At 63.8% G+C, this 17,516-nt stretch carries 14 protein-coding genes and 1 pseudogene; 8 read left to right on the forward strand and 7 right to left on the reverse strand.

What is annotated here, in order from left to right; genetic code table 11:
• The first annotated feature begins 25 nt into the window (after positions 1 to 25).
• From G3O01_RS04995 to nagE, 5 genes are all read left to right on the forward strand, one after another.
• Positions 26 to 760, forward strand: coding sequence for a GntR family transcriptional regulator (locus tag G3O01_RS04995; RefSeq protein WP_205803421.1), 735 nt, complete (start codon positions 26 to 28; stop codon positions 758 to 760).
• A gap of 91 nt (positions 761 to 851) precedes the next feature.
• The gene (nagA, locus tag G3O01_RS05000; RefSeq protein ID WP_205803422.1) at positions 852 to 1,955 is read left to right on the forward strand and encodes an N-acetylglucosamine-6-phosphate deacetylase; all 1,104 of its coding nucleotides are present in this window, start codon (positions 852 to 854) and stop codon (positions 1,953 to 1,955) included.
• Positions 1,948 to 2,958, forward strand: a complete 1,011-nt coding sequence (locus tag G3O01_RS05005; RefSeq protein ID WP_205803709.1) for an SIS domain-containing protein — start codon at positions 1,948 to 1,950, stop codon at positions 2,956 to 2,958. Before nagA ends, G3O01_RS05005 begins: the two co-directional genes overlap by 8 nt.
• 13 nt (positions 2,959 to 2,971) lie before the next feature.
• On the forward strand, positions 2,972 to 5,560 hold the full coding sequence (gene ptsP / locus G3O01_RS05010) for a phosphoenolpyruvate--protein phosphotransferase (RefSeq protein ID WP_205803423.1): 2,589 nt from the start codon (positions 2,972 to 2,974) through the stop codon (positions 5,558 to 5,560).
• A gap of 109 nt (positions 5,561 to 5,669) precedes the next feature.
• Positions 5,670 to 7,433 (forward strand): N-acetylglucosamine-specific PTS transporter subunit IIBC, encoded by a 1,764-nt coding sequence (nagE, locus tag G3O01_RS05015; protein WP_205803424.1) that lies wholly within the window; start codon positions 5,670 to 5,672, stop codon positions 7,431 to 7,433.
• Between the two features lie 100 nt (positions 7,434 to 7,533).
• Here nagE and cydX read toward each other — a convergent pair.
• The 5 genes and pseudogenes from cydX to rpoH all read right to left on the reverse strand — a co-directional run.
• Positions 7,534 to 7,633 (reverse strand): annotated as a pseudogene (gene cydX / locus G3O01_RS05020) (cytochrome bd-I oxidase subunit CydX); the annotation flags it as partial.
• Positions 7,634 to 7,668: 35 nt separating this feature from the next.
• On the reverse strand, positions 7,669 to 8,805 hold the full coding sequence (gene cydB / locus G3O01_RS05025) for a cytochrome d ubiquinol oxidase subunit II (RefSeq protein WP_205803426.1): 1,137 nt from the start codon (positions 8,803 to 8,805) through the stop codon (positions 7,669 to 7,671).
• A gap of 39 nt (positions 8,806 to 8,844) precedes the next feature.
• Entirely contained in the window at positions 8,845 to 10,434 is a 1,590-nt protein-coding gene (locus G3O01_RS05030; RefSeq protein ID WP_205803427.1) for a cytochrome ubiquinol oxidase subunit I, read from the reverse strand.
• Positions 10,424 to 10,696 carry a cytochrome oxidase putative small subunit CydP gene (cydP, locus tag G3O01_RS05035; RefSeq protein WP_205803428.1) on the reverse strand — a complete coding sequence of 91 codons (273 nt, stop codon included), beginning with the start codon at positions 10,694 to 10,696 and terminating at the stop codon, positions 10,424 to 10,426. Before cydP ends, G3O01_RS05030 begins: the two co-directional genes overlap by 11 nt.
• A gap of 312 nt (positions 10,697 to 11,008) precedes the next feature.
• Positions 11,009 to 11,944, reverse strand: coding sequence for an RNA polymerase sigma factor RpoH (rpoH, locus tag G3O01_RS05040; RefSeq protein ID WP_205803429.1), 936 nt, complete (start codon positions 11,942 to 11,944; stop codon positions 11,009 to 11,011).
• A gap of 352 nt (positions 11,945 to 12,296) precedes the next feature.
• On the opposite strand from rpoH, the gene G3O01_RS05045 reads away from it, so the two are divergent.
• Positions 12,297 to 12,860, forward strand: coding sequence for an acyloxyacyl hydrolase (locus G3O01_RS05045; protein WP_205803430.1), 564 nt, complete (start codon positions 12,297 to 12,299; stop codon positions 12,858 to 12,860).
• Between the two features lie 45 nt (positions 12,861 to 12,905).
• Positions 12,906 to 13,289 carry a nuclear transport factor 2 family protein gene (locus tag G3O01_RS05050; RefSeq protein ID WP_205803431.1) on the forward strand — a complete coding sequence of 128 codons (384 nt, stop codon included), beginning with the start codon at positions 12,906 to 12,908 and terminating at the stop codon, positions 13,287 to 13,289.
• Between the two features lie 127 nt (positions 13,290 to 13,416).
• Here G3O01_RS05050 and leuA read toward each other — a convergent pair whose 3' ends face one another.
• Both leuA and ybiB read right to left on the reverse strand, forming a co-directional pair.
• Positions 13,417 to 15,075 carry a 2-isopropylmalate synthase gene (gene leuA, locus G3O01_RS05055; RefSeq protein ID WP_205803432.1) on the reverse strand — a complete coding sequence of 553 codons (1,659 nt, stop codon included), beginning with the start codon at positions 15,073 to 15,075 and terminating at the stop codon, positions 13,417 to 13,419.
• Between the two features lie 513 nt (positions 15,076 to 15,588).
• Positions 15,589 to 16,557: a DNA-binding protein YbiB gene (ybiB, locus tag G3O01_RS05060; RefSeq protein ID WP_205803433.1), complete on the reverse strand. Its 969-nt coding sequence runs from the start codon at positions 16,555 to 16,557 to the stop codon at positions 15,589 to 15,591.
• A 238-nt stretch (positions 16,558 to 16,795) separates the two neighbouring features.
• Here ybiB and G3O01_RS05065 point away from each other — a divergent pair, with 238 nt between their 5' ends.
• Entirely contained in the window at positions 16,796 to 17,494 is a 699-nt protein-coding gene (locus G3O01_RS05065) for a fumarylacetoacetate hydrolase family protein (RefSeq protein WP_205803434.1), read from the forward strand.
• Positions 17,495 to 17,516 lie beyond the last annotated feature (22 nt).

The raw sequence follows: 17,516 nt of genomic DNA on the forward strand, positions 1-17,516 counted from the left end.
TCCCCACGATCCCGACTCGAGCCAAATGGAAACCCGTTGGTCCGCACTGACACCTGACGTCCATAACGTCACCCCGCTGTACCTGCAGCTCGCCCGCAATCTGGCGACGGCGATCCATTGCGGCGTGTGGTCGGCGGGCGAGGCGCTGCCGTCGGAGCGCACGTTGTCGGATGCGATCGGCGTGTCGCGCATCACCGCGCGCAAGGCGATTGCGTTGCTGGTCGAGCAGGGTTTGATCCGGCGCGCGCGCGGCGCGGGCAGCTTCATCACGCCGCGCGTCGAAGATCCGCTGTCGCGTCTGACCGGCTTCACGAAGAAGATGGAGCAACGCGGCTTTCGCCCGGATTCGGTGTGGCTCGAACGCGAGGTCCGCACCGCGACACGCGAAGAAATCGTGCATCTGGGGCTGTCGCCGGGTGCTTCCGTGGCGAGCCTGCGCCGTCTGCGCCGCGCCGACGGCATCGTGATGGCCGTCGAGCATTCGTCGCTGCCCGTGTCGATCGTGTCCGATCCGCAGTCGATCGGCGGCTCGCTATACAGCTATCTCGAACAGCGCGGCTTGCCTGTCGTGCGCGCGCTGCAACACTTTCGCGCCGTCAATGCGTCGAGCGAGATCGCTTCGCTGATGGACCTCGAACAGGGCAGCGCGCTGCTGCTCATCACGCGCGTGGGCTATAGCGCCGATCAGCGCGCCATCGAACTCACAGACACTTATTGCCGGGACGACTACTACGACTTCGTCGCTGAACTGCGGCTGTGAGCCGTTGCGCCCGCAAGGCGCGACGGAAACAGGCGGAACGCTCGCGGCGCAAATCAGTCACGCACTGCATTACGCAACATCAGAGAGACTCATGCTGACCGGAAACATACTCACCCCCGAAGGCTGGATCCACGGCACGATCGAATCCGCAAACGGCCGCATCACGGCCATTACGGGCAATGCCGTCGATCCGTCGACCAACGACGCGCCGTCCATCCTGCCGGGCTTCATCGACCTGCACGTGCACGGCGGCGGCGGCGCCGATGTGATGGAAGCGGGCAACGCGATCGAGGCGATCACACGCACGCATGCACGCTTCGGCACCACGAGCCTGCTCGCCACCACGATGACGGCGCCGCGCGACGAGCTGATGGCCGTCGTCGCCGGCCTCGGCGATGTCGCGAAGAACCGCGTGCCGGGCGGCGCGCGCGTGCTTGGCGTGCATCTGGAAGGTCCGTACATCAATCCCGGCAAGCTCGGTGCGCAGCCGGACGCGGCGGTGGAGGCCGTGCTCGACGAAGTGCTGAAGTATCTGTCGATCGCACCGATCCGCGTCGTGACCATCGCGCCGGAAATCTCCGGCCACATGGACATCATCTCCGAGATCAACGCGCGCGGCGTGCGTGTGCAACTGGGCCACTCGCTCGGCACCTACGACGACGCGGTCGCCGCGATGAAGCACGGCGCGCGCAGCTTCACGCACCTGTTCAACGCGATGTCGCCGCTGCATCACCGCAATCCGGGGATGGTCGGCGCCGCGCTCGCGCATGCCGAGTACGCGGAAATCATTCCCGACCTGCTGCACGTGCATCCGGGCGCGATCCGCGCCGCGATGCGCGCGATCCCGCGTCTCTACGTGGTGACGGACAGCACGTCGGCGACGGGCATGCCCGATGGCGAATATCGCCTCGGCAGCCAGCACGTGACGAAGTGCCTCGGCGGCGTGCGCCTTGCCGACGGCACGCTCGCAGGCAGCACGCTGACGATGGATCAGGCGCTGCGCAACCTCGTATCGCTCGGCCTGCCGATGGCCGACGTGTCAAACCGTATGTCCCGTTATGCCGCCGACTATCTCGGCCTTGAAGACCGCGGCCGTCTCGTGCGCGGCGCGTGGGCCGACATCGTCGTGTTCGATCGCGAACTGGCATTGACGGCGACTTACGTCGAAGGAGAATCGATTGTCGAATATGCTTAAAGAGGCGCTGGCATCCGCTGACGTGGTCGCCGCGCAACTCAACGATACCTCGCGCGTCGAAGCGCTCGCGGCCCGGCTCGCGCAAGAGCCGCGTCACGTCGCGCTGACGGTGGCGCGCGGCAGCTCGGATCACGCGGCGAGTTACTTCGCGTCGCTGACGATGAGCCGCGTCGGCTTGCCCGTCGCTTCGCTGCCGATGTCGGTCGCCACGCTGCAACAGGCGCCGCTGCAAGTGCGCAATCAGCTTGCACTGGGTTTTTCGCAATCGGGCAAGAGCCCCGATCTGGTCGGCACGATGCAGGCGCTGCGCGAAGCGGGCGCGCTGACGGTCGCTGCCGTCAACGTACCAGGCTCGCCGCTCGAACACGCATGCGAGTTCTATCTGCCGCTGCTCGCCGGTCCTGAACTGAGCGTTGCAGCAACCAAGAGCTATATCGCGATGCTGTCCGTGTCCGCGCAACTCGTCGCGCACTGGCAGAAGGATGAAGCGTTGCTCGAAGGCCTGAAGTCGCTGCCGGAAGCGCTAAAACGCGCAGGCGCGCTCGACTGGTCGAAGGCCGTCGATGAACTGCGCGACGTCGAACGCATGATCGTGATCGGCCGTGGTCTCGGTCTCGCGATCGCGCAGGAAGCGGCGCTGAAGCTGAAGGAAACCTCGGGCATCCAGGCCGAAGCGTTTTCGAGCGCCGAAGTGCGTCACGGTCCGATGGAACTGATCGATCGTGACTATCCGCTACTGGTGTTCGCACCGCGCGGACCGGAACAGGCGGGCCTGCTGCAGCTCGCGCGCGACATGCAGGCGCGCGGTGCACGCGTGCTGCTCGCCGCCGATCCGGCCGATGTCCCCGAAGCCACCTTGCCACTCGTATCGACGGCGCACGCGGCGCTCGATCCGATTGCCGCAATCCTTTCTTTCTACGTGATGGCTGCCGGCCTTGCCGCCGCCCGCGGACGCAACCCTGATGCGCCGCGCCATCTGATGAAAGTCACCGAAACTCACTGATCGAGATATTCAGATGCGACGTGTCGAGGAGTCCCGTTTGAAGAGCCATTCCGAAGGCCATTTTGTCCTGCTCGCGCCGATGACGGGTCCCGTCGTCCCGCTCGCGAAGGTGCCCGACCCGGTGTTTTCGGGCGGCATGTTCGGCGACGGCATCGGTATTGATCCGCTGGAAGGCAAGCTCGTCGCACCGTGCGACGGCGTCGTGATGCATCTGGCGCGTACCGGCCACGCTGTCACGATCACGACGGAAGAAGGCGCTGAAATCCTGCTGCATATCGGTATCGACACGGTCGAGCTGAACGGCAAGGGCTTCGCACCGATGATCGAACAAGGCGCGAAAGTGCGCGCCGGCGATGTGCTGATCGAGTTCGATCAGGACGCGGTTGCGCGTCAGGCGCCGAGTCTCGTGTCGGTGATCGCGATTGCCAATTCCGATGCGTTCGAAATCGTCGAGCGCGCGGAGAGCGGCAAGCTCACGGCGGGCCAGTCGCCGCTGCTGACGCTGCGTGTGCGCGATGGCGCGGCTGTGGCTGCATCGCGCGAAGCGTCGAGTGTCACGGAAGAAGCGCGTCAGACCATCGTGCTTGAGCATGCCGGCGGTTTGCATGCGCGTCCCGCAGCGCGTGCGCGTGAAGCGGCACGCGGTCTCGATGCGCGCGTCGAAGTGCGTTTCGAAGGCAAGAAGGCGGCGATCGAAAGCGTCGTCGGCTTGCTTGGCCTGGGCGCGGGGCAGGGCGCGACGGTGGAAATCGTCGGTATCGGCGCGCAGGCGTCGGCGGCCGTTGACGCCGTCGTGCACGAACTGACGCGCGAGGCGCATGGCGAAGCGGAAGAAAAACCGGCACGCCAGATGTCACCGGCGCCTGTCACGGTGACGCCGTCGACGAGCGGTGAAGCGCTCCCGCCGAACACGCTTGCAGGCGTGTGCGCGGCGCCCGGCATCGCGGTCGGCAAACTGGTTCGCTGGGACGATGCCGACATCGATCCGCCGGAAACGACGAGCAACACGTCCGCCGCCGAAAGCCGCGCGCTCGACAAGGCCATCGCCGCCGTCGACGCCGAACTGAACACGACCGTGCGCGATGCGTCGCAACGCGGCGCGCATGGCGAAGCGGGCATTTTCGCGGTGCACCGCGTGCTGCTCGAAGACCCGACGCTGCTCGACGCCGCGCGCGATCTGATCAGCCTCGGCAAGAGCGCGGGCTTCGCGTGGCGCGAGGCGATTCGCGCGCAGATCGGCGTGCTGTCGAAAGTCGACGATGCGCTGCTCGCCGAACGTGCCGCCGATCTGCGCGATCTGGAAAAGCGCGTGCTGCGCGCGCTCGGTTACTCGAACGCGGCATCGCGCTCGCTGCCGGATGAAGCCGTGCTGAGCGCCGACGAATTCACACCGTCGGATCTGTCGACGCTGGATCGCAAGCGCGTCACGGCGCTCGTGATGGCGCGCGGCGGCGCGACGTCGCACGCGGCGATCATCGCGCGTCAGGCGGGCATTCCCGCGCTGGTCGCAATGGGCGATGCGTTGCTCAGGATCGCGGACGGCACTCAGGTGGTCGTCGATGCATCGGCGGGACGTCTGGAATATGCGCCGAGCGCGCTCGATGTCGAGCGTGCGCGCAACGAGCGTCAGCGTCTGGCAGGCGTGCGCGAAGCGAATCGCCGCACGTCGCAGCAAGCTGCCGCTACGAGCGATGGCCGCGCAATCGAAGTCGCCGCGAACATCGCGACGCTCGAAGACGCGACCACCGCCGTCGACAACGGCGCAGACGCCGTCGGCCTGTTGCGTACCGAACTGCTGTTCATCCATCGCCAGGCTGCGCCGACTGTCGATGAACATCGCCAGAGCTATCAGGCGATCGTCGAAGCGCTGCAAGGCCGCACGGCGATCATCCGTACGCTCGATGTCGGCGCGGACAAGGAAGTCGATTATCTGACGCTGCCGCCGGAACCGAACCCGGCGCTTGGCCTGCGCGGCATCCGTCTCGCGCAGGTGCGCCCGGATCTGCTCGATGACCAGCTGCGCGGCCTGCTTGCGGTTCAGCCGCTCGGCAAGGTCCGCATCCTGTTGCCGATGGTGACCGACGTGGGTGAACTCGTGCGTCTGCGCAAGCGTATCGACGAACTCGCTGCCGAAGCGGGCCGCACGGAAAAGATCGAAGTCGGCGTGATGATCGAAGTGCCGTCGGCGGCGCTGCTGGCCGATCAACTGTCGAAGCACGCGGATTTCCTGTCGATCGGCACCAACGATCTCACGCAATACACGCTCGCGATGGACCGCTGCCAGCCCGATCTCGCCGCTCAGGCGGATGGCCTGCACCCGGCCGTGCTGCGGCTCGTTGCGGCGGCCGTGCAGGGCGCCGAAAAGCACGGCAAGTGGGTCGGTGTATGCGGCGCGCTCGCTGGCGATCCGCTCGCAGCGCCGCTGCTCGTCGGCCTCGGCGTGACGGAACTGTCCGTCGACCCGGTATCCGTGCCTGGCATCAAGGCGCGTGTACGCAAACTCGATTATCAGCTGTGTCGTCAGCGAGCCCAGGATGCGCTGGCGCTCGAATCGGCACAAGCGGTAAGAGCCCTGAGCCGCGAAGTCTGGCCGCAAGACTGATTGCGCTTGCGTCGCAAACAGTCCGAATAGCCAGCTTCGTCAGCTCGACATTTCAACCAGCATGTAAAGCAATTACGCAACTACACGAGACAAAGGAGTGGAGGTATCAATGGATGGAAATCCGTTTCTGAAGATTCAGCGCCTTGGCCGCGCACTGATGCTGCCAATCGCGGTGTTGCCCGTCGCCGGCCTTCTGCTGCGCCTCGGTCAGCCCGATGTGTTCAACATCAAGATGATCGCCGACGCGGGCGGCGCGATCTTCGACAACCTGCCGCTCCTGTTCGCGATCGGCGTCGCTGTCGGCTTCGCGAAGGACAATAACGGCGTTGCGGCGCTGGCGGGCGCGATCGGCTATCTGATCGAAGTCGCTGTGATGAAGGACATCAACGACAAGCTCAACATGGGCGTGCTGTCGGGGATCATCGCCGGTATCGTCGCGGGGATGCTGTACAACAGGTACAAGGACATCAAGCTGCCCGATTACCTCGCGTTCTTCGGGGGCAAACGCTTCGTGCCGATTGTCACGGGGGTGGCGTGTCTGGTGTTAGGCATCGTGTTCGGCTACGCGTGGGGTCCTGTTCAGGGCGCCATCGACGCAGCCGGCCACTGGCTGACGACGGCAGGCGCAGTCGGCGCATTCGTGTTCGGTCTGCTGAACCGTCTGCTGCTGGTGACGGGTCTGCATCACATCCTGAACTCGCTCGCGTGGTTCGTGTTCGGCTCGTTCACGCCGCCGGGCGGCGCCGCTGTGACGGGCGACCTGCACCGCTTCTTCGCTGGCGATCCGACAGCGGGCACGTTCATGACGGGCTTCTTCCCGGTCATGATGTTCGGTCTGCCCGCAGCGTGTCTGGCGATGTATCACGAAGCACCGAAAGATCGTCGCGCGATGATCTTCGGCCTGCTGTTCTCGATGGCGCTGACCTCGTTCCTGACGGGCGTGACCGAGCCGATCGAATTCAGCTTCATGTTCCTCGCGCCGGTGCTGTACGCGATCCACGCGGTGCTGACGGGCCTGTCGCTCGCCATCTGTACGGCGCTCGGCATCAAGCTCGGCTTCACGTTCTCGGCGGGCGCGATCGACTACGTGCTGAACTACGGCCTGTCGACGAAGGGCTGGGAAGCGATCCTGATCGGCCTCGCGTATGCGGTCGTGTACTACGGTCTGTTCCGCTTCTTCATCCGCAAGTTCAACATGGCGACGCCGGGCCGCGAGCAGGAAACGCCTGAAGTCGCGAACGAGTCGTTCTCGTCGGATGGTTTCGTTGCGCCGGTCGCGGGTGCGGCGGCAGCGACGGGCACGCGGGCGCAGCGCTATATCGCGGCGCTGGGCGGTGCGGCGAATCTGTCGGTGGTCGATGCGTGCACGACGCGTCTGCGTCTGTCGGTAGTCGATTCGGAGAAGGTGTCGGAGAACGAACTGAAGTCGGCCGGCGCGCGCGGCGTGTTGAAGCGCGGTGGCGGCAACGTGCAGGTGATCATCGGACCGGAAGCGGACATCATCGCCGATGAAATCCGTACGACGATCGCGAGTGGTGGCTCGGTTGCGGCTGCTCCGGCTGCTGCTGCGTCAGCTGCTAAACCGGCTGCTCCGGCTTCGGCACCTGTTGCTGCAACCGGCAACGGTCCACTCGATCCGGATCCGCTGCGCTGGCTCGCCGTGTTCGGCGGCGCGACCAATGTCGTCGCGCTGGAAGCGGTGGCGGCGACGCGTCTGCGCATCGTCGTGCGCGATCCGTCGGCTGTGGATCGTCAACGTCTCGATACGCTGAGCGTCGCTTGGGTATCGACGGATACGTTCCACATCGTCGTCGGCGAAGATGCGCTGCGTTACGCGCAGCAACTGTCGACGCGTCTGACGGCTACGGCCTGAGGTTCGTCGCGGCCGGAGTGAATCGACGGCCATGAAAAACCGGCGCCCCGCGGGGCGCCGGTTTTCGTTTACCGCTTGTCTGTGCGGCTATCGGTGTTGGCGTCGGGATCGACGGCGTTATTCGCTTCCAGCCACATCACGTTGATGATGCCGAACGCGAGCGCAAGACCAATACCGAGAATCCAGCTGAAATACCACATGGTTTGCTCCTCGTTGCGCGCTTGATTCGGTTGTGTCAGTACATCGAATGATGGTTCTGTTCGATTACGTCGGCCGTGACCTTGCCGCGCATCACGCGATACACCCAGCTGGTGTAGATCAGTATCAGCGGCAGGAAGACGATCACGGCGATCAGCATGATCTGCAATGTCATCTGGCTTGAAGTCGAATCCCATACGGTGAGGCTGCTGCGTCCATCGAGCGACGACGGCATGATGAACGGAAACATCGAGAACCCCGCCGTCAGGATCACGCCGATCACCATCAGCGACGTCGACAGAAACGCCGTGCGCTCGAAGCGCGAGCTCGCCAGCAAAAGCGCGAGCACGCCGCCGACAATGCCCGCGACGGGCGCCGCGACCATCCATGGATACGTTGCATAGTTGGTCAGCCACAAACCCGGCGCGCCGATCACGTTTTTCAGCAGCGGATTCGCAACCGTATCGAGCGGCGCGGGCTCGGAAATCTGATAGCCGCCGATCAGCGTCGCGATCAGCACGCCAGCAATCAGAAACAGCGCGACCGCGACGAGCGATGCAATACGCAACGCCATCGAAGCGCGCCGCGCGACGATACCGTCCGTTTTCATCTTCACGAACGCCGCGCCGTGCGCGGCCAGCATCGACACGCTGACCAGGCCGCACACCAACGCGAACGGATTGAGCAGCGCCCAGAAGCTGCCCTGATAGGTGACGCGCAGATCCTGATCGAACTGGAACGGCACGCCTTGCAGCAGATTGCCGAATGCCACGCCGAACACCAGCGAAGGCACGAAGCCGCCGACGAACAGCGCCCAGTCCCAGGCGGTGCGCCAGCGCAGGTCATCGCGCTTGCCGCGATAGTCGAAGCCGACCGGGCGGAAGAATAGCGAGAACAGCACGAGCAGCATCGCGAAGTAGAAGCCCGAGAACGAGGCGGCATACACGAGCGGCCACGCGGCGAACATCGCGCCGCCAGCCGTGATCAGCCACACCTGGTTGCCTTCCCACGTCGCGCCGACCGTGTTGATGACGATGCGCCGCTCGGCATCCGTCTTGCCGATAAACGGCAGCAGAATTGCCGCGCCCATGTCGAAGCCGTCGGTGAGGGCGAAGCCGATCAGCAGCACGCCGACGAGCACCCACCAGATCAGTTTGAGGGTTGCGTAGTCCATAGCGTTAGATCCTCATCGTTTTCATGCGATCGATGCCGCTCATGCAGCCGTGTTCGCGCCGACCGTCGGCTTCACGGTCTGTTCGTGGTGATACCGCCCCGTATGCAGCGACGAAGGCCCGAGCCGCGCGTACTTGAACATCAGCGTGATCTCGATGATGAAGAGCGCCGTGTAGAACACCACGAAGCCCGCCAGACTCAGATATAGGTCGCCGGCCGTCAGGCTCGACGCTGAAAGCGATGTCGGCAGAATGCCCGCGATGGTCCACGGCTGGCGGCCGAGTTCGGCGACAATCCAGCCGAATTCCGCCGCCAGCCACGGCAGCGGAATCGCCCACACGGCCCAGCGCAGGAACCATCGGCGGCTGCCGCGCAGCAGCGAGCGTTGCGCGCAGAAGAAGAACGCGAGCAGGAAGGTCGCGAGGAACAGGATGCCGAGGCCGACCATCAGCCGAAACGACCAGAACACGGGCAGCACGGGCGGCACGGTTTTCTTCGCGGCCTGCTTGATCTGCTCGGCGGAGGCGTCGGTGACGTTCGGCGTGAACTGTTTGAGCAACAGGCCGTAGCCGAGATCGTGCTTGTGGGCATCGAATTCGGCGTGCGTGGCGTCGCTCGCATCGCCCTGCTTGATCTTCTGCAACGCGGCGTACGCGAGCATGCCGTTGCGAATCCGGTCCTCATTGCGCGCCATCAGGTCCTTGAGGCCAATGACGGGCTCATCGAGCGAACGCGTCGCGATGATGCCGAGCGCGTATGGCACGCGCAGTGCGTAGTCGGTGCGTTCTTCCTGCTGGTTCGGAATGCCGATAATCGTGAACGGCGCGGGCGGCGGCGCGGTTTCCCATTCGGATTCGATCGCGGCGAGCTTCATCTGCTGCACTTCGCCTGTGGTGTAGCCCGATTCGTCGCCGAGCACGATCACGCACAAGGTGGACGCGAGCCCGAAGCCGGCCGCGATGGCGAACGAGCGCAGCGCGAAGTCGATATCGCGCCGCTTGAGCAGATACCACGACGACAGCCCGAGTACGAACATCGACGCCGTCACATATCCCGCCGACACCGTATGCACGAACTTCACCTGCGCGACAGGGTTGAAGATCACGGCAAACAGGCTCGACAACTCCATGCGCATCGTTTCGTAATTGAACTCTGCGCCGACCGGGTTGTTCATCCAGCCGTTGGCAATGAGAATCCACAGCGCCGACAGGTTCGAGCCGAGCGCAACGAGGAACGTGACCCCCAGATGCTGGACGCGCGACAGCCGGTTCCAGCCGAAGAAGAACAGACCGACGAAAGTCGATTCGAGAAAGAACGCCATCAGCCCTTCGACGGCAAGCGGCACGCCGAAAATATCGCCGACGTAATGCGAGTAGTACGACCAGTTGGTGCCGAACTGGAACTCGAGCGTGAGGCCGGTGGTGACGCCCATCGCGAAGTTGATGCCGAACAGCTTGCCCCAGAACTGCGTCATGTCCTTGTAGATCTGCTTTCCGGTCATCACGTAGACGCTTTCCATGATGACGAGCAGCCACGACAGCCCGAGCGTCAGCGGCACGAACAGGAAGTGATAGAGCGCCGTGACGGCGAATTGCAGGCGAGAAAGTTCGACGACGTCGCTAGCGGGCATGGTTGTCACCTCGGGTCGAAGGCGGCGTTGGGGCGGACGCGGGCACCGACAGCAGTGCCTCGGCGACCTGCGCAGGCGGCAGCGACATGTTCTGCGCCTGCGGATGATTGAAGAAAGCGAACTTGAGCGCGAACAGCAGCGCGAATTTGATCGCGAGCACGATCAGGATGTCGCGTGCGAAGGTCGGTCCGCGGGCCCACGCGACGATCCGGCTTGCGAGCGTGCGGCGTGAAGGATTCCTATGATTGATCGTGATGGCCATGTTCGATCGGCAACGACATCGCGCCGGTCGACCCGGCAGGATCCAGTACGCATAAGCTGCAGCACTGGCGCGTGCATAACCATTGTAGGAATGGCCTGACGGACAACCCCGCGTCATCGTGTCGCGAGTCGGCCCGGTTCCTTCACTAATAAGTCTTGTCTTGCGTGAGGTCAAGCCAATGTCTCGACGTTGACTCGATTCGACGCAATATTTGACGACGCGCAATAAAAAACCCTGCCTTCTTGCGAAGGGCAGGGTTTCTGTCAGATACGGGCGCCGACGGTGGCCGGCACTCCCGCTGCTTCTCTAACGTTACGCGTACTCGGCGAGTGCGGTGCGCATCTTCTTCATCGCGCTTGCTTCGATCTGGCGGATACGCTCGGCCGATACACCAAACTCGTCGGCCAGTTCGTGCAGCGTCGAGCCGCCCGAACCGTCGTCTTCCACCTGCAGCCAGCGTGCTTCGATGATGCGGCGGCTGCGCGGATCGAGCGACTCCAGTGCGCTCGCGATACCGTCGCTTTGCAGCTTGTCGCGCTGACGCGCGGCCAGCACGGCCGTCGGCTCGCTGTGCGCGTCGGCCAGATAGGCGATCGGCGCGAATGCTTCTTCGCCGTCCTCGACCTGGCCTTCGAGCGCGATATCGCCGCCCGACATGCGGGTTTCCATTTCGGCTACTTCTTCGCGCTTCACGTTCAGCTCTTTCGCCAGGCCTTCGATTTCATCCGGCGTGAACGACTGCAACCCTTGCTTGTGGCTGCGCAGGTTGAAGAACAGCTTGCGTTGCGCCTTGGTCGTCGCCACTTTCACCATGCGCCAGTTGCGCAGGATGTACTCGTGGATTTCGGCCTTGATCCAGTGCATGGCGTACGACACGAGACGCACGTTCTGCTCAGGGTCGAAGCGCTTCACGGCCTTCATCAGACCGATATTGCCTTCCTGAATCAGGTCGGCGTGCGGCAGACCATACCCGAGGTAGTTACGCGCGATCGATACGACCAGCCGCAGGTGCGACAGGACGAGCTTGCGCGCCGAGTCGAGGTTGTTCTGCTCGCGGTATTCAGTGGCGAACTGGCGCTCTTCTGCCGGCGTCAGCATCGGAATCCGGTTTACGGCCTGGATGTAGGCGTCGATATTGCCCAGCTGGCCGGGCAGCAGAGAAGCGTGCGAGAGCGCCAGTGCACCTGCCGGAGCGGCCTTAGCCGACGACGGGCTCAGAGTACTCGGAAGGGTCAATGTGTTGCTCACGTAGCAAACTCCTTTATTCAGACAAAAGTCCGGCAAAGCCAGACCACGATGGATGTTAGCACTCTCATCTACCGAGTGCTAATACTTAGAAGGCGTAGGGCCATCCAAGTTCCCGTGTGCTATCGAAAATGCACGCTTAATAGCATCGTACCTCATCTGCGGGTTTGCCACCGAACGCTTAGGATTCTTCCGCTCCGGCATGATTTTGCAATCGTCGGTAAGATTTTTTCGGAAATAGAAGCAGTCATTTGCGCCTTTTCAGTTGTTCTTAAAGGGGTCCGATACTTGCTTCTATCTCTAAAATGTCAGTGCGCGACATTCCTCGCCCAACCCCGCATCTGGTGGACGCACGATGGAAAAGAAGAACAAGGTTTCGTCTAATCTGGCACTTAAATGTGCCGTGGCTGCGGCGCTGTTAGTCGTGTCCGGTTTGGCCTCGGCGGACCAGTTCGGTATTCAGATCGGCGGCGGGCTCGCCGATCACCACGTGAAAAAACTCGATCTCGGCTTTGTCTGGGACCCCAATCTGACCTGGTGGGAAATCGGCGACTGGCATTTCGCGCTGATCGGCGAAGCGCACGCCGCGTGGTGGCACACGGACGAAGGTAACGTTCACGACAACATCGGCGAATTCGGCGTCACGCCGATCGTGCGCTTCATCAAGGGTTCGGGCGCGATCCGCCCGTTCGTCGAAGCGGGCGTCGGCGTGCGGCTCCTTACCCACCCGCGTATTTCGTCGGATTACACGCTCAGTTCCTCGTTCCAGTTCGCCGACATGGTGGGCGTCGGCGCGCAATTTGGCGGCCATCAGCAGTATCAGTTCGGCTACCGCTTTCAGCACGTTTCCAACGCGAGTATCAAAGAGCCGAATCCTGGTATAAATTTCCACCAGATTTACGTGCAGTACAACTTCTGACGACCGCTGCCGTTGCCGGCGCGAGCGTCATTGGGGGCGAACGCGATGGCGGCAAAAGTGATCGAAGCGATTCGCGGGCTCGAGCGCGATCGCTTTCGCGCGATGGTGGAAGGAAACGGCCAGCAGCTCGACGCGCTGCTGTCGGACAACGTCATTTACGTCCACACGAACGGCAAGCGCGAGTCGAAGCAGCAGTTCATCGACGCCATTACGGCGGGCCGCCGCCGCTATCGCCAGATCGAGGTGCAGTCGCAGGATGTGCTGCCCGTCGGCAGCGAGACTTGCGTGGTGAGCGGGCGCGCGCTGATCGAGATGGAAGCGAACAACGGCGCGCTGCTTTTTCCGATTGCCTACATGGCGATTCAGGCGCAGGAAGGCGGCAAGTGGCGGCTGATCGCATGGCAGGCGACGCGTTGCGCAATCGAGTGACGCGGATCGCGCTATCACTCCTTGTCGGACGGATCGCCTTCTGAGCGGTCCGTGCGCGCCGGCGATGGTTGAATCGCCGGCGTTTGCGTTTCTGCGTTACCTCGGTGCTACGTAGCGCTATGTCACGTTACGCCGCGACACGCCGCTCGGCGGCCGCCCAGCCCGCGCGGTTGACGCCGCTGACTACCGCATCGACGACGGCTGTCATTTCGTCATCCGCGACGCCTACGCCATGCCGCATCGGCTGCTCGCCCACGCGGCAGGCGACGAATACGGCCGTGCGGCCGTCCGTGGTGCGCGCCGTTTCGAACGACGTGATTTCGATGGCAGCGCTCGACGCCGCCGACATTTCCCGCGCGACCGCCTTCGCATAGGCCTCGTGACCGTCGATGCTCGCGGCCGCCGTCGCGGGCACGCTGACTTCGCGCTTGTTCCAGCGCACCGTCGAGCCGTTCACGCGCTGCGCCGGGCCTTCCGTTTCGAAGTATTCGCGGGCAAACAGCGAGCAGATCGCGTCGCCCGTGACTTCCTCGCCCGACTGGTCGGCCACCGACTGCACCGCGTGGCTGAACTCGATCTGCACGCGGCGCGGCGGTGCGAAGCCCATGCCGCGTTCGAGCAGATACGTCGCGCCGCCCTTGCCAGACTGGCTGTTCACGCGGATCACCGCGTCATAGCTGCGGCCGACGTCGGCGGGATCGATGGGGAGATACGGCACTTCCCAGACGGCGTCGGGCTTCTGCTGTGCGAAACCCTTGCGGATCGCGTCCTGGTGCGAGCCGGAGAACGCCGTGAAGACAAGATCGCCGGCATACGGATGGCGCGGATGCACGGGAATCTGGTTGCAGCGCTCGACCAGGCGGCGCACCGCGTCGATATCCGAAAAGTCGAGGCCGGGGTCGATGCCCTGCGTGTAGAGGTTCATTGCGAGCGTCACGATATCGACGTTACCCGTGCGCTCGCCGTTGCCGAACAAACAGCCTTCGATACGGTCCGCGCCCGCCATCAACGCGAGTTCAGCGGCGGCGACGGCCGTGCCGCGGTCGTTATGCGGATGCACCGACAACACGATGCTGTCGCGATAGCCGAGATTGCGGTCCATCCACTCGATCTGGTCGGCGTACACGTTCGGCGTCGCGGCTTCGACGGTGGCGGGCAGGTTCACGATCATCTTGTGATCGCGCGTCGGGCGCCAGGTCTGCGCGACGGCGTCGCAGACTTCGCGCGCGAACGGCAACTCGGTCATGCTGAAGGTTTCGGGCGAATACTGGTAGGTCCAGTGCGTATGCGGACGTGCGTCGGCGTGTTCGCGAATCATGCGCGTACCTTCGACGGCGAGCGCCTTCACTTCTTCCTGCGACAACCCGAACACGATCTTGCGGAACGACGGCGCGATCGCGTTGTAAAGGTGAACGATCGCGCGCGGCACGCCGTCGAGCGCCTCGAACGTGCGCGCAATCAGGTCTTCACGCGACTGCACGAGCACTTCGATGGTCACGTCGTCGGGAATGCGCTTTTCGTCGATCAGCTTGCGCACGAAATCGAAGTCGGTTTGCGACGCCGACGGAAAACCGACTTCGATCTCCTTGAAACCGATCGCCACGAGCATCTCGAAGAACTCAGTCTTCTGCGCGATGCTCATCGGCTCGATCAGCGACTGGTTCCCGTCGCGCAAGTCGGTGCTCATCCAGATCGGTGCGTGCTCGATCGTGCGCGTGGGCCACTTGCGGCCGGTCAAACGGACGGCGGGGAAGGGACGGTACTTCTCGGCAGGGTTGCGCATCATGGTAAGGCCTCGTTCGATTCGTCTAGTCGTGTGCTGGGTGGTGTGGCGTCGAGCGGCTGGCGGGCTGCCACAGATGCACGTCCCGCGAGCCGGGCGCTAGCGGGAGCAACGAACGGGCGCGAACGAACAATGTCATCGGAACGATGACGAAGGCGACGACTGAGACGGAAGCCCATGCAACGTGCATTTGACCCTCGCGATCCGTCCGCGCGATAAACGGACGAATACGGACGACTACAGGTTTTGAAGGAACTACGGACTGGGGTGAAACAGGAACTGCTCTGGAGGACCGCCGCAAGTCGCTGTGGCGACTGCGCGCGGCGCTACGTCTTGCTTACGCTAGACGTAGCGATAGGGGCCGCGCTAGGCGGCCGAGGGTAATTCGGAGGGTGTTCGGAATGGAACGCATCTTTACAAGATAAGCGAGGCGACGTGAGCCTGTCAACCCGCGATTTGCTTCGATACGTTCCTTTTGGCGTCGGCGGCGCTCCGCGCGGTGGCCGCCAGGCCTTGTCAGGCGGCCTTCTGCGCGATCTCGACGATCAGTTCGACCTGACGCGTGATCGCGGCCGGCACGGGTGCTTCGCCGCGCAAAACGGCGTCGATCCATGCGGCCGTGGTCGGCGCATCGCGCCCTTCGGGCAGGTCGACTTCCGGCGCATCCGGCGACGAACGCTCGGCGGCGACGCGCGTCTCGCAGATGCCGTCATGCAGCCAGTCGATCTGCACCTGGCGGCGCGTGTCCGCTACCGCCTCGCCTTCCGTGCCGCGCGCGAGCAACGCGCCGCCGACGGCGGCATCGGGATGCGAGACGAACAGTTTCGTGAGGCTCTCGCGATACGGCGGATGCGTGTAGTTGACGAGCCGCAGACCGGCCGGCGCGAACGGCTGGAGGATTTTCACGAGCGTGTGCGTGGAGTTGCGCACGCCCATCCGACGGCGCAACGACAGCAGCCGCGCGACCTTCGGCGCGAGCGTTCCGATCGGCGCGAACGCGACCCGCTGGTCAGCCAGACCCGTTTCGATATCCGCGTGCGTTTGCGCGGGCGCGACATTCAGAAGCGCAAAAATCTCCGCGCTCGTCACCCGGCCCGGATCTTCCGTCACGCCGTGCACCAGCACGGGCACGCCTTCGCGCGCGAGCAGCAGCGCCAGCAGCGGCACGAGGTTCGGCTGCTTGCGCGCGCCGTTGTAGCTCGGAATCGACACGGCCTGATACGCGCCGTGCTTCACATTCACCGGCTCGAACGACGCGTGGGCGGCTGCAAGCATCGCCGCCAGCTCGTCGGCGGATTCGCCTTTCACGCGATACGCGAGCAGGATCGCGCCCAGCTCCAGGTCGGAAACGCGGCCGTCGAGCATCGCGGCATAGAGCGCGTGCGTGTCCTCCGGCGTGAGCGCGCGCGCGCCATTCGGCCCGCGGCCGATTTCCTTGATGAATCGGGCGCAAGGGAAGGGAGTGGTGTCGGTGAGATCGGTCATCGGGCAAATCGGTAATCGGGGGACGGCGAGCGTCGGTGCGACGCGCCTGTTTCCTTTCGAGTATCGCATGCTGAATGCGAGTGCATCGTGCGAGCAAATTTACGTGCTGCGATGGACCTTACGGGACGGCTTCAGCTTGCGCCACCTGGCCGTTTGGCCAGACTACGCGCGAAACGGCGTCGCGTTACACTCAATGCTTCGCCGCATCATGGCGGCTCAATAGAAGACGGAGAACGGAATGGGTTACGTGTTTGCGCCAGCGCCGGTGACGGCAGTGCCAGTCGTCGGATCGGATGATCAATTCGCGGTGCGCCGTATTTACTGCGTCGGCCGCAATTACGAGGCGCATGCGCGCGAGATGGGCCATGATCCCGACCGCGAACCGCCGTTCTTCTTCGCGAAACCTGCCGACGCGGTTCTGTATGTCGCGCCCGGCGCCACGGGCGAATTTCCTTATCCGGTGCAGTCGAAGAACGTGCACTACGAGATGGAACTTGTCGCGGCCATCGGCAAGGCAGGCAAGAACATTCCCGCCGACAAGGCGCTCGATCACGTCTACGGTTACGCGCTCGGTCTCGACATGACGCGCCGCGATCTGCAGGCGGAAGCGAAGAAGCTGGGCCGTCCGTGGGACACGGCGAAGGGCTTCGATCATTCGGCGCCGCTCGGTCCGATTCATCCCGCGTCGAAAGTCGGTCACATCGGCAAGGGCGCGATCTGGCTGACCGTCAACGGCGAAGAAAAGCAGCGCTCGGATGTGTCGCAGCTGATCTGGTCGGTGGCTGAAACCATCGAGTACCTGTCGAGCTTCTTTGAACTGCAGCCGGGCGACCTGATTTTCACGGGCACGCCGGAAGGTGTTGGCGCGATCGTCAAGGGCGATCTGATGAAGGGCGGCGTGGACGGCATCGGCGAATTCAGCGTGCGCGTCGTCTGAAGCAGGCGGCGCCAGTCAGGGG

This window comes from Burkholderia sp. Ac-20365, assembly GCF_017104715.1.
Classification (GTDB): domain Bacteria; phylum Pseudomonadota; class Gammaproteobacteria; order Burkholderiales; family Burkholderiaceae; genus Paraburkholderia.

Excerpts from the sequence above, each read along its gene's own strand:
- G3O01_RS04995 (WP_205803421.1), top strand. The coding sequence starts at position 26 with ATGGAAACCCGTTGGTCCGCACTGACACCTGACGTCCATAACGTCACC.
- nagA (WP_205803422.1), top strand. The coding sequence starts at position 852 with ATGCTGACCGGAAACATACTCACCCCCGAAGGCTGGATCCACGGCACG.
- G3O01_RS05005 (WP_205803709.1), top strand. The coding sequence starts at position 1,948 with ATGCTTAAAGAGGCGCTGGCATCCGCTGACGTGGTCGCCGCGCAACTC.
- ptsP (WP_205803423.1), top strand. The coding sequence starts at position 2,972 with ATGCGACGTGTCGAGGAGTCCCGTTTGAAGAGCCATTCCGAAGGCCAT.
- nagE (WP_205803424.1), top strand. The coding sequence starts at position 5,670 with ATGGATGGAAATCCGTTTCTGAAGATTCAGCGCCTTGGCCGCGCACTG.
- cydB (WP_205803426.1), bottom strand. The coding sequence starts at position 8,805 with ATGGACTACGCAACCCTCAAACTGATCTGGTGGGTGCTCGTCGGCGTG.
- G3O01_RS05030 (WP_205803427.1), bottom strand. The coding sequence starts at position 10,434 with ATGCCCGCTAGCGACGTCGTCGAACTTTCTCGCCTGCAATTCGCCGTC.
- cydP (WP_205803428.1), bottom strand. The coding sequence starts at position 10,696 with ATGGCCATCACGATCAATCATAGGAATCCTTCACGCCGCACGCTCGCA.
- G3O01_RS05045 (WP_205803430.1), top strand. The coding sequence starts at position 12,297 with ATGGAAAAGAAGAACAAGGTTTCGTCTAATCTGGCACTTAAATGTGCC.
- G3O01_RS05050 (WP_205803431.1), top strand. The coding sequence starts at position 12,906 with ATGGCGGCAAAAGTGATCGAAGCGATTCGCGGGCTCGAGCGCGATCGC.
- leuA (WP_205803432.1), bottom strand. The coding sequence starts at position 15,075 with ATGATGCGCAACCCTGCCGAGAAGTACCGTCCCTTCCCCGCCGTCCGT.
- ybiB (WP_205803433.1), bottom strand. The coding sequence starts at position 16,557 with ATGACCGATCTCACCGACACCACTCCCTTCCCTTGCGCCCGATTCATC.
- G3O01_RS05065 (WP_205803434.1), top strand. The coding sequence starts at position 16,796 with ATGGGTTACGTGTTTGCGCCAGCGCCGGTGACGGCAGTGCCAGTCGTC.